Genomic DNA, 8,644 nt, shown 5'->3' on the forward strand with positions numbered 1-8,644 from the left:
TACGCCTGTGCCGGCACTCGTGCTCGTTGGCGCCCAGTGGGGAGACGAGGGCAAGGGGAAGGCCACCGACCTCCTCGGCGGCTCCGTCGACTACGTCGTCCGCTACCAGGGCGGCAACAACGCCGGTCACACGGTGGTCATCGGCGACCAGAAGTACGCCCTCCACCTGCTGCCTTCCGGCATCCTCAGCCCGAACGTCGTCCCGGTGATCGGCAACGGCGTGGTGATCGACCCGGGTGTGCTGCTCTCCGAGCTCAAGGGCCTGAACGAGCGCGGCATCGACACCTCGAAGCTGCTGATCTCGGGCAACGCCCACCTGATCACCCCGTACCACCGGACGCTGGACAAGGTCACCGAGCGCTTCCTCGGCAAGCGCCGGATCGGCACCACCGGCCGCGGCATCGGCCCGGCCTACGCCGACAAGATCAACCGGGTCGGCATCCGGGTCCAGGACCTGTTCGACGAGTCGATCCTGCGCCAGAAGATCGAGGCGGCGCTGCACGACAAGAATCAGCTGCTGGTGAAGCTGTACAACCGCCGCGCGATCCCGGCCGACCTGGTGCTCGAGGAGTACCTGGGCTACGCCGACAAGATCGCCCCGTACCTGGCCGACACCACCCTCGTCCTGGACGAGGCGCTGAAGGCGGACAAGGTCGTCCTGCTGGAGGGCGGCCAGGGCACCCTGCTGGACGTGGACCACGGCACGTACCCGTTCGTCACCTCCTCGAACCCGACCTCGGGCGGTGCCTGCACCGGGTCCGGCATCGGCCCGACCAAGATCGACCGGGTCATCGGCATCCTGAAGGCGTACACCACCCGGGTCGGCTCGGGCCCGTTCCCGACCGAGCTGCTGGACGCGGACGGCGAGGCGCTGCGGCGGATCGGCGGCGAGCGCGGTGTCACCACCGGCCGCGACCGGCGCTGCGGCTGGTTCGACGCGGTGATCGCGCGCTACGCGACCCGGGTCAACGGCCTGACCGACTTCTTCCTCACCAAGCTGGACGTGCTGACCGGCTGGGAGCAGATCCCGGTCTGCGTGGCGTACGAGATCGACGGCCGCCGGGTCGAGGAACTCCCGTACAACCAGTCGGACTTCCACCACGCGAAGCCGATCTACGAGAACCTGCCGGGCTGGAGCGAGGACATCTCGAAGGCGAAGACCTTCGAGGAGCTGCCGAAGAACGCGCAGGCGTACGTGAAGGCGCTGGAGGAGATGTCCGGCGCCCCGATCTCGGCGATCGGCGTCGGCCCCGGCCGGACCGAGACGATCCAGATCAACTCCTTCCTGTAGGCCGCACCGCGGCGGAGGCCCGGCACCGGGGGTGCCGGGCCTCTCCCATGCCCGCGTCCGCTTGCACTAGTTCATAACTGTCTTGCTTCTAGTGCAAACGGGCCCTACGGTGGGGCGCATGACCGCGAAGCTGCCCTCGCCCACCGTCCTGACCGGCCGCCACGTCCGGCTGGAGCCGCTGACGCCCGCCCACGTGCCCGAGCTGTTCGCGGCCGGCGGCGGGGACGAGGAGGTGTGGCGCTGGGTGCCGGTCCCGCTGCCCCGGACGGTCGAGGACATGGCGGCGGTGGTCGCCCTGCGGCTGGCCGATCCGGCCTGCTTCCCGTTCGCGGTGGTGGAGCGGGAGAGCGGGCGCGCCATCGGGGTGAGCTGCTACTACGAGGCGAACGCGGCCGAGGAGCAGCTGGAGATCGGCGGCACCTGGTACGCCCGGTCGGCCTGGCGGACGGCGGTGAACACCGAGTCCAAGCTGCTGCTGCTCACGCACGCCTTCGAGGAGCTCGGCATGGGCCGGGTCTGCTGGAAGACCGACCACCTCAACGAGCGCTCGCAGAACGCGATCCGCCGCCTGGGCGCGGTGTACGAGGGCACCTTCCGGCGGCACCGCCGGCGGCCCGACGGCAGCTGGCGGGACAGCGTGTACTTCGCGATGGTGGTCGAGGAGTGGCCCGCGGCGAAGGCCCGGCTGACCGAGCGGCTGGCGGCGGGCTGACCGGGCCGACCGGCCGGGGAGAACGGGCCGGTCGGGCGGGGGCGTCAGTAGATCGCGGCGGAGACGATCGCGGCGACGGCCAGGTTGGTGGCGGCGGTGACCCAGACCGCCGGGTGCGGCTCGGGGTCGACCAGCAGCTCGCCGAGCTTCCCGGGCGTCACCAGGTCGAGCACCCAGAACGAGACGGCCATCAGCAGCAGGCCGAACAGGCCGAACACGGCGGCGGCGAGCAGGCCCTTGCCGAACTCCTGGTAGGTGGAGATCACCGCGGTGAAGACGATCGCGCCGATCGACAGCAGCGCGGAGCTCAGCACCACGGCGGCGTTGCGGTTGCGCTCGATCCAGATCTGCCGGCGCAGCTCGCCGGGCGTCAGCACGTCCACCAGCAGCACGCCGAGCAGCAGCAGGACCAGGCCGACCGCGCCGTACCCCGCCGCGTAGCCCAGTTGCTGCAGGATGTCGCTCATCCGCCCGCCCTCTCCGGTGTGCCGCCGTCCCCCGTGCTCGGGATCGGCACAACATAGCGCACCCGGAGCGGGCGGCGGCGGAGGCCGGTCAGTCGTTGTGCTCGACCAGGCGGTCCAGGCAGACCGCGATGGCGATCATCAGCGGGACGTCGGCGCCGTCCTCGATCTCGACGCCGTAGGTGTCGCGGATGGCGAACCACTTGCGGGAGACCTCGGCGATCCGGTGGCCGTCGGACTTGACCGCGTACTCCTTGTCGATCAGGTCGCCGTGGATCTCGTACTCGCCGCCGGCCTCCAGTTCCACGTGGAACTTGTCGTGGAACGGGGTGAAGAGCTTCTTGCGGACGGTCGCCACCACGTCGCCGTCCGCGTTCTCGATCTTCATCGCGTCGCGGACGGTCAGCACCTTCTCGCGGATGGTGGCGACGGTGTTGCCCTCGGTGTCCTGCAGTTCGAAGGTGTCGCGGACGCGCAGCACCTTGCCGTCCACCAGGAACGCCTTGTCGCCGTGCTCGTCCTCGACCCAGTAGTCGTCGCCGACCGCGAACAGGCGCTCCTTGACCTGGAACTTCCGACCCATGACCCCGACTCCTCGTCTCTTCGCCGGCCCGCCGTCGGGCGGCACCCGACATGCTCCCACCGGGGGCTAGGTCAGGTCCCACAACAGGCGGTAGTACGCCAGGCGTTCGCCGTCCGGTTCGACGCCGTACGCCTCCAGCAGGGGACGCTCCCAGCCGGGGCCGTAGTTCCAGACCGTGCTCCAGGTGGCCACCGCGAGGTCGGCCCAGCGGTCGGCGACGCCGAGCGCGCCCAGGTCGACGTGGCCGGAGCAGCGGCCGTCCGCGCCGACCAGGGTGTTGGGGGCGCAGGCGTCGCCGTGGCAGACCACGGCGACGTCGACGGGCGGCGGGTCGGCGAGGACGGCCGGCGCCCGGTCGACGGTGCCGTGCCGGCGCAGGTCGGGGTGCCGGTCGGCGGGGTCGCGGCGCAGTCGGACGGCCCGCGCGATCCGGTGCTCCGCCGACCAGTCGTACGGGCAGTCGGCGACCGGCAGCGCCTCGTGGAAGGCGCGCAGCCCGGTGCCGATCGCGCGGACGGCGGTGGCCGGGTCGGCCTTCGGCCCCGGTTCGACGGCGGAGCGGCCGGGCAGTCCGGCGGTCAGCAGCCAGCGGCCGGTGTCGTCGCCGCCGAGCGCCAGCACCTCGGGGACGGCGGTGAACGGCCGGGCCCAGCGCAGCCGCTCGGCCTCCGCGTCGAGGTCGGCCCCGCTGCCGTGCGGCGCCCACTTGGCGAACCTGCGCCCCGGGCCGTCGCCGAGCCGGAACGTCAGCCCGCCCAGCTCGTTCCGCCAGACCGCGGCGACCGGCGCACCGGCCGCCAACTCCGCCACGGCGGGCGGCACTTCGACATCGCCCTCGGGCACGTACGCGACCATCCGGCCATTGTCGCCCGGTGCCCGACCGGACGGCACCGGGTTTTCCGGGGCCGGTCGGAGTCGGGTCAGCCGCTGCGCAGGGCCTTCAGCGGATCGGTGCGGGCCGCCCGGAGGGCCGGGTAGAGGCCGGCCAACAGTCCCACCACGCTGCCGATCAGCGGAGCCGACAGGGTGGCGGCGGGCGACAGCACCGCCGTCCAGTCCTTGGCCGTGGCCACGGCGAGGACGGTGAGCACGCCGGCGCTGGTGCCGACCAGGCCGCCCAGGGTGCCCAGCGCGGTCGACTCGGTGAGGAACTGGGCGGAGATGTGCCGGGTGCGGGCACCGAGCGCCCGGCGCAGGCCGATCTCCTCGGTCCGTTCCAGCACCGCGACCAGCGTGGTGTTGGCGATGCCGACCGCGCCCACCAGCAGGCAGATCGCCGCCAGGGCCAGGAACAGCCCGGTCAGGTCGGAGGTGACCCGGTCGCGCAGACTGTGCGGGTCCGGTGGCGGGACGACCGTGAAGGCGTCCGGCGCGTCCGGGCGCAGGGCCACCGCGAGTTGCTCGGCGACCACGGTGGCGGCCCCGGTCCGGGTGGCGACCAGCCCCTGGGCGCTGCGGTCGGGCTCGGCGGCGGGGTTGCCGAACCGCTCGAGCGCCGTGCCGGCCGGGACGATCGCCCCCAGCAGGGTGGCGGGCTGCCGGCGGACGTCCGAGTAGATGCCGATCACGGTGTACGGCAGGTCGTCGATGAAGACGGCGGGCTGGGCGTCGAGCCGGCTCACCCCGAGCCGGGAGGCGGCGGCCTCGCTCAGCAGCACCACTGGTTGGGCGGTGCGCTCGACGTAGGGGTCGGGGAGGGTGCCGGAGACCAGCACGGGGTCGATGGCCCGCACCGCGCCGGGCGTCGCCGCGTACAGGCCGATGCCGGTCACGGCGGGTGCGCCGTCGGCCGGGCGGGCGGTCAGCCGGGGGTTGCCGGGGAGGGACCACCAGACGCCGGCGGCCTCGACGCCGTCGATCCGGCCCATCCGCTGGTCGGCGTCCGCGGGGAAGCTGATCGGCGGGTTGGTTCCGGGTGGGACGCCGTCCGTCCGGGGGCGGTCGGAGAGCTGGACCGTGGTGGCCCTGGTCAGGTCGAACCGGGCGCCGATCTGCCCGGAGGCGGTGGCGGTCAGCCCGAGCACTGCGACGAACGCGCCGATGCCCAGCACCGTGCCGAGCATGGTCAGGACCGAGCGGCCGGGCCGCTGCAGGATGCCCGCGAGCGCCTCGCCGCACAGGTCGCGGAGGCCGAGGCGGGTGGCCGGGTCCGGCAGGACGCTGCGCGGCATCAGTGCACCGCCCCCGTGGACCCGGTCAGCACGCCGTCCCGGATCGCCACCCGGCGGTCGGCCCGGGCCGCGACCGCCGGGTCGTGGGTGATCACCACCAGGGTGTAGCCGCGGGTGTGCAGTCCGTCGAGCTGGGCGAGGACGGCGGCCGCGTTGGCGGAGTCGAGGTTGCCGGTCGGTTCGTCGCAGAGCAGCAGGCTCGGCTCGTTGACCAGTGCCCGGGCGATGGCCACCCGTTGGCGTTCACCGCCCGACATGGTGCCGGGCAGCGCGCCGGTGCGGTGCCCGAGGCCGACCTGCCGGAGCGCGGCGCGGGCCGCGGCGGTCCGTTCGGCGTGCGGCACCCGGTGGTAGACCTGCGCCAGGGCGACGTTCTCCGCCGCCGTGCGGTGCGGCAGCAGGTGGAAGGACTGGAACACGAAGCCGATCCGCCGGCCGCGCAGGGTGGAGCGGTCACGGTCGCGGAGCGTCCCGGTGTCGATGCCGTCCAGCTCGTACCGGCCCCGGGTGGGGGTGTCGAGCAGCCCGAGCAGGTGCAGCAGTGTCGACTTGCCGGAGCCGGACGGCCCGGTCACCGAGAGGTACTCGCCACGTTCCACCACCAGGTCGGTCGGGTGCAGGGCGGTCACCGGCGCCCGCTCGCCGAAGGTCCGCCCCACCCCGGTGAGGCGGATGACGGGGGTGCCGCTCACCGACCGACCACCACCTGGTCGCCGGGCCGGAGCGTGCCCCCGTCCACCGGGGTCACCCCGACCAGTCCGTCCGCGGTGATCCCGGTGGTGACGGGCACCGTGGTGCGCAGCCCGCCGCCGCCCACCACGGTGACGCTGGTGCGGCCCGTCGCGTCGGTGCTGATCGCGGCCACCGGGACCGCGGTCACGGGTTCGTCGGTGACCGCCTTGCGGATGGTGACGCGGACGTTCTTGCCGTTGAGGGCGGCCGGCAGCGGGGAGTCGGCGACGATCCCGACCGGGATGTACGAGGCCCCGGTGCCGCCGGCGGCGTTCGGCGCGCCCGGCGCCGGGTTGTTCTGTCCGACCGCGGGGTTCTGCCCGGCGGGGGTGCCGCCGATCGGAACCACCTTGCCGGCCGGGGCGGCGGTGGTCGGCCGGCCCAGGTCCTCCACCTTCGCGTCGTACTTCTTCCCGGTGTCCTCCTCGAGGATCTCCACCGCCATGCCCGGCTTGACGGCCGCGGCCTGTGCGGCCGTCAGCTGTCCGGTGACGGTGAGGCCGCCGCTGGTGATCGAGAGCAGCGTTCCGGAGACCGGCAGGCCGACGGAGGAGTTGACCGCCGTCACGGTGGCCGGGAGGGTGGGCAGGAAGACCACGTGGGCGGCCGGCACCATCGGGCCGTTGACCGCCTCGGCCCGGGCCAGTGTGTCCTTCTCGCTCGTCAACTGGCTCCTGGCGGCCGCGAGTCGGCTGTCGAGGTCGCTGCCGGCCGCGGGGCCCTGCCCCGTCCCCGGTTGCTGCCCGTTCTTCTGCGCGGCCAACGAGTCGACGCTCTGCCGGGCGGCGTCCACCGCCTTCCGCGCGGTGTCCACCGCCTGCTGGGTCGCGGCGCCGGTCACCGGTACCGGGTAGCCCAGGTCGCGGTAGAAGTCGGTGACGGCCCGACCCGTGCCGGGTCCGAACGTGCCCTTCCGGTCCGTGCCCACCGGGTGCCCCGCCTCGGCCAGGGCCTCCTGCAGTTCGGTCACGTCGGGACCGCTGGACCCCGGTTTCAAGTCCCGGTAGGCGGGCACCGCCCCTTTGAAGACGTACAGCGGCTGTCCGGAGACCTCCGCCAGCAACTGCCCGGCGGTGACCTGGTCGCCGGGCTTCACGTTCACCTTGGAGAGGTAGAGCTGGGTCACCTCGGCCGAGGCGGGGGCGGGCACCACCTCGTAGCGGGTCGGCGGGTAGACCGCCGCCCTGGCGGTCACCGAAGGACTCAGCACCCGGCTGACCACCGGCGCGGTGAGCAGGCTGTACGGGGGCGGGGCGGTCTGTGCCGCCCGCTCGGCGGGCGATTTCACCAGGGTCGCCGCGGCCAGGCCCCCGGCGGAGACGAGTGCCGACACCACGGCGGCGACCAGCGCGATCCGCTGTCGGCGGACGGTCCGGGAGAGCGGGACCGACTGCTCGTCCTCCTCCGCCCCGGGCGGTTCCGGCCTCGGCCGGTTCCTGCCGATCACAAGCACTGCGCTCCCCCTCCAGAATCGGCCGCACTGCCCGACCCGGGCCGCGGCGGCCCGGGTCGGGCGCACCCGCCGACGATCCGTCCTCGACGGCCATGCTTGCCGAACAGCCGTCAACTTTCAGTAAAACGAGTCCTGTTCACCCCTGTGATCCGTTGGGGGCGACCAGTTGCGCCGCCTTCCGCAGCATGTCGTCGATCCGCTTCCGGTAATCCGTCAGCTTCGCCGCGTTGGCCTCGATGTACTGCTTGTCGTACGCGGTCTGGACGGCCACCACGATCCCGACGGTGTTGTTGGCGACCTTGCAGGCCACGTCCGCGCCGGCGGTGGCGATCTCCTGCGGGCTCGGCCCCTGGGTCTGCCGCTGCCAGGCGGGGTCGCCGATGGCGTTGACGGGCTCCTTGTAGTCGAAGCCCTTCTCCTTCATGCAGGCCGACCACTTGGCGAACGCCTCGACCAACCGCGGGTCGGACACCGGTATCTTCGGACCGCCGTCCGGCAGGTCTCCGGAGGCGGGGTTGGGCACCGGACCGCCGAGGACGTCCCGGGCCTGCTGCAGGCAGCCGCCCTTGGGCAGCGGCTTGCCCGCGAGGGTGGTGACGGGCTGGCCGGTCGCGGGGTCCGCGCCGGTGAGCGCGGTCTGCTCCTGCGCGGACATCGGGCCGGCTCCGGTCGGGTCCTCGGGCAGGCGCTGGGGCGCGGTGTTCGCGTAGCCCTTGGTGGCGGCGTTCGCCACGTCGAAGTACCCGTAGACGAGGCTGCGGGTGGTGCGTTCGCCGACCATGTCGTCCAGGCCGACCAGTCCGGTCGGCCGGCCGGCGAAGCCGTACTCGCCCATGCACCGGGCGGCCACCGCGTCCTGGGCCCTGACGATCTCGCGGATCTGTTCGGGGGTGACCAGGTAGGCGTCCGTGGGGAAGGTGACCTGACCTGGCTCGGTGACGGTCGGAACGGCGGCCAGGGCCGGCGGCGCGGCCTGGGGTGGGTGCCCGTCGGGGCCGCCGCACCCGGCGAGGCCCAGCGCCGTCACGCCCAGCGCCAGGGCAAGGACTCGTGCTCTGCTCACCGCGTCTCCTCCCTCTCCCCCACCGGGCGGTTCGACGCGGTGGGTCCTGGCGGCGGGGGGGGCCCCCCCCCCGGGCCCCCCCCCCCCCCCCGGCCCCCGCCCCGGGCGGGGGGTTTGAGTGGGGTGGGGGCCCCGGGGGCGCGGGCCCGCCAGCACCCCGGGGGAATCACACGCG

9 protein-coding genes are annotated in these 8,644 nt (G+C 73.5%); 2 read left to right on the plus strand and 7 right to left on the minus strand.

From position 1 onward, the window contains the following. Positions 1-7: 7 nt before the first annotated feature. Together ACIQBJ_RS09320 and ACIQBJ_RS09325 are read left to right on the plus strand one after the other, a co-directional pair. Positions 8-1,291 (plus strand): adenylosuccinate synthase, encoded by a 1,284-nt coding sequence (locus ACIQBJ_RS09320; RefSeq protein ID WP_400706189.1) that lies wholly within the window; start codon positions 8-10, stop codon positions 1,289-1,291. Positions 1,292-1,409: 118 nt separating this feature from the next. After that, positions 1,410-2,003 (plus strand): GNAT family N-acetyltransferase, encoded by a 594-nt coding sequence (locus ACIQBJ_RS09325; protein WP_400706192.1) that lies wholly within the window; start codon positions 1,410-1,412, stop codon positions 2,001-2,003. A gap of 44 nt (positions 2,004-2,047) precedes the next feature. Here ACIQBJ_RS09325 and ACIQBJ_RS09330 read toward each other — a convergent pair whose 3' ends face one another. The 7 genes from ACIQBJ_RS09330 to ACIQBJ_RS09360 form a co-directional block, all read right to left on the minus strand. Beyond that, a complete protein-coding gene (locus ACIQBJ_RS09330) occupies positions 2,048-2,470 on the minus strand; it encodes a DUF350 domain-containing protein (RefSeq protein WP_400706195.1) in 423 nt (140 codons plus the stop codon). A gap of 88 nt (positions 2,471-2,558) precedes the next feature. Continuing rightward, complete coding sequence (locus ACIQBJ_RS09335) at positions 2,559-3,050, minus strand: LURP-one-related/scramblase family protein (protein ID WP_400706198.1); 492 nt, start codon at positions 3,048-3,050, stop codon at positions 2,559-2,561. A 66-nt stretch (positions 3,051-3,116) separates the two neighbouring features. Beyond that, positions 3,117-3,905, minus strand: a complete 789-nt coding sequence (locus ACIQBJ_RS09340) for an aminoglycoside 3'-phosphotransferase (protein WP_400706201.1) — start codon at positions 3,903-3,905, stop codon at positions 3,117-3,119. A 65-nt stretch (positions 3,906-3,970) separates the two neighbouring features. Then, positions 3,971-5,221: an ABC transporter permease gene (locus ACIQBJ_RS09345; protein ID WP_400706204.1), complete on the minus strand. Its 1,251-nt coding sequence runs from the start codon at positions 5,219-5,221 to the stop codon at positions 3,971-3,973. After that, complete coding sequence (locus ACIQBJ_RS09350; RefSeq protein WP_400706207.1) at positions 5,221-5,913, minus strand: ABC transporter ATP-binding protein; 693 nt, start codon at positions 5,911-5,913, stop codon at positions 5,221-5,223. The genes ACIQBJ_RS09345 and ACIQBJ_RS09350 overlap by 1 nt, the downstream gene beginning before the upstream one ends. After that, positions 5,910-7,400 carry a peptidoglycan-binding protein gene (locus ACIQBJ_RS09355; protein ID WP_400706210.1) on the minus strand — a complete coding sequence of 497 codons (1,491 nt, stop codon included), beginning with the start codon at positions 7,398-7,400 and terminating at the stop codon, positions 5,910-5,912. Before ACIQBJ_RS09355 ends, ACIQBJ_RS09350 begins: the two co-directional genes overlap by 4 nt. 142 nt (positions 7,401-7,542) lie before the next feature. Then, positions 7,543-8,469 (minus strand): hypothetical protein, encoded by a 927-nt coding sequence (locus tag ACIQBJ_RS09360; protein ID WP_400706213.1) that lies wholly within the window; start codon positions 8,467-8,469, stop codon positions 7,543-7,545. Between the last annotated feature and the right edge of the window lie 175 nt (positions 8,470-8,644).

Source organism: Kitasatospora sp. NPDC088391 (assembly GCF_044753345.1).
Taxonomy (GTDB): domain Bacteria; phylum Actinomycetota; class Actinomycetes; order Streptomycetales; family Streptomycetaceae; genus Kitasatospora.

Excerpts from the sequence above, each read along its gene's own strand:
- ACIQBJ_RS09325 (WP_400706192.1), top strand. The coding sequence starts at position 1,410 with ATGACCGCGAAGCTGCCCTCGCCCACCGTCCTGACCGGCCGCCACGTC.
- ACIQBJ_RS09330 (WP_400706195.1), bottom strand. The coding sequence starts at position 2,470 with ATGAGCGACATCCTGCAGCAACTGGGCTACGCGGCGGGGTACGGCGCG.
- ACIQBJ_RS09335 (WP_400706198.1), bottom strand. The coding sequence starts at position 3,050 with ATGGGTCGGAAGTTCCAGGTCAAGGAGCGCCTGTTCGCGGTCGGCGAC.
- ACIQBJ_RS09345 (WP_400706204.1), bottom strand. The coding sequence starts at position 5,221 with ATGCCGCGCAGCGTCCTGCCGGACCCGGCCACCCGCCTCGGCCTCCGC.
- ACIQBJ_RS09340 (WP_400706201.1), bottom strand. The coding sequence starts at position 3,905 with ATGGTCGCGTACGTGCCCGAGGGCGATGTCGAAGTGCCGCCCGCCGTG.